The organism is Kitasatospora sp. NPDC056076 (genome assembly GCF_042266305.1).
GTDB lineage: Bacteria > Actinomycetota > Actinomycetes > Streptomycetales > Streptomycetaceae > Kitasatospora.
In genome coordinates this window covers 1-1,363 of sequence record NZ_JBHJWG010000129.1, presented here as the reverse complement: position 1 = coordinate 1,363, position 1,363 = coordinate 1, and the positions used below count along the sequence as shown (strand labels likewise).

Sequence of the window (1,363 nt, the reverse complement as noted above, 5' to 3'; positions counted from 1 at the left end):
GTGACGTCGGCCCGCCCCGCGTACCTCAGGGCAGCAGCCCCTGCCGCCGCACCGACCGGACCCCCGCCCGCGCCGCAGTTCTCGCACGGCCCCGGGCCGGGCCGCGCCCGCAACCGCCCGCACTCCGGGCACACCCGGTCCAGCCAGCAGGCCGACTCGCCGCCTTCGTCCATGCCCGCGATTCTGCCCGGCGGACCCGCGGCCCGGCGAGTAGACACTGTCTACGGCGATCCGGTAGACAGTGTCCATGACCGAACAGGACCGCGACCTGCGCGCCCGGCTGGTGGCCGCCGGCATCGAGCTGGTGACCGAGGAGGGCGTCCACGCCCTCGGGCTGCGGGAGATCGCCCGCCGCGCCGGGGTCTCCCACGGAGCACCGCGCCGCTACTTCCCCACCCACCGAGAACTGCTCGCCGCCGTCGCCCGACACGGCTTCGGCCGGCTCACCGACACCCTGGCCGGTGCCGACGCCCTCGCCGCCGGCACCGGGGCCGACCCCCGGGCCCGGATCGAGGCCCTCGCCCGCGGCTACCTCGGCTTCGCCGCGGCCAACCCCGGCCTGTTCGAGCTGATGTTCCGCCACGACCTGCTGGAGGGCAGCGGCACCGAACTGCGCCGCTCCACCCTGCCGCTGTTCCGCACCCTCGTCGGCCTGGTCGGCGAACTCCACCCGCAGGGCGGGGACCCGACCGCCGCCACCGCCGCGCTCTGGGCCAACCTGCACGGCCTGGCCCAACTCCGCAGCTGGGGCAGCCTCGCCCTGGCCACCGGCAGCGACAGCGACAGCGACAGCGACAGCATCGAACCCGTGCTGCGGGCCGCCCTGACCGCCCACCTCGGCCCGGCCGACCGGTGACCGCCCGCCACCGGGGGCTCGCCCTCGCCGCGAGCATCACCGGCGCCGTCCTGGTCGCCGTCGACGGCACGGTGCTCACGGTCGCCCAGCCCACCCTGCAGCGCGACCTGCACGCCTCCCTGGCCGCCGTCCAGTGGACCAGCAGCGGCTACCTCGTCACCGTCGCCGCGCTCCTGGTCTTCGCCGGGCGGCTCGGCGACCGGTACGGCCACCGGCGGCTCTTCGTGGCGGGGGTGGTCTGCTTCGCCGCCACCTCCGCCGCGATCGCCCTGGCACCCGGCATCGGCTGGGTGATCGCGCTGCGCGTGGCCCAGGGCCTCGCGGGCGCCCTGCTCCAGCCCGCCACCATCGGCATGCTGCGGGCCGTCTGGCCCGCCGACCTGCTACCCCGCGCGATCGCCGTGCGCACCGCCGCCCTCGGCCTCGCGGTCGCCGCCGGGCCGCTGGTCGGCGGCGCGCTCACCACCCACTTCGGCTGGCGGGCGGTCTTCCTGCTCGGCCTGCTGC

At 77.1% G+C, this 1,363-nt stretch carries 2 protein-coding genes; both read left to right on the top strand.

The annotated features are described in order from the left end of the window. Nucleotides 1–247 precede the first annotated feature (247 nt). Nucleotides 248–856 carry a TetR/AcrR family transcriptional regulator gene (locus ACFC1T_RS38390; protein ID WP_375897449.1) on the top strand — a complete coding sequence of 203 codons (609 nt, stop codon included), beginning with the start codon at nucleotides 248–250 and terminating at the stop codon, nucleotides 854–856. Next, the coding region (locus tag ACFC1T_RS38385) for an MFS transporter (RefSeq protein WP_375897447.1) at nucleotides 853–1,363 on the top strand (511 nt) is incomplete at its 3' end. The genes ACFC1T_RS38390 and ACFC1T_RS38385, both read left to right, overlap by 4 nt.

Bases quoted from the DNA above. Each gene is read 5' to 3' on its own strand.
- ACFC1T_RS38390 (WP_375897449.1), top strand. From the start codon at position 248: ATGACCGAACAGGACCGCGACCTGCGCGCCCGGCTGGTGGCCGCCGGC.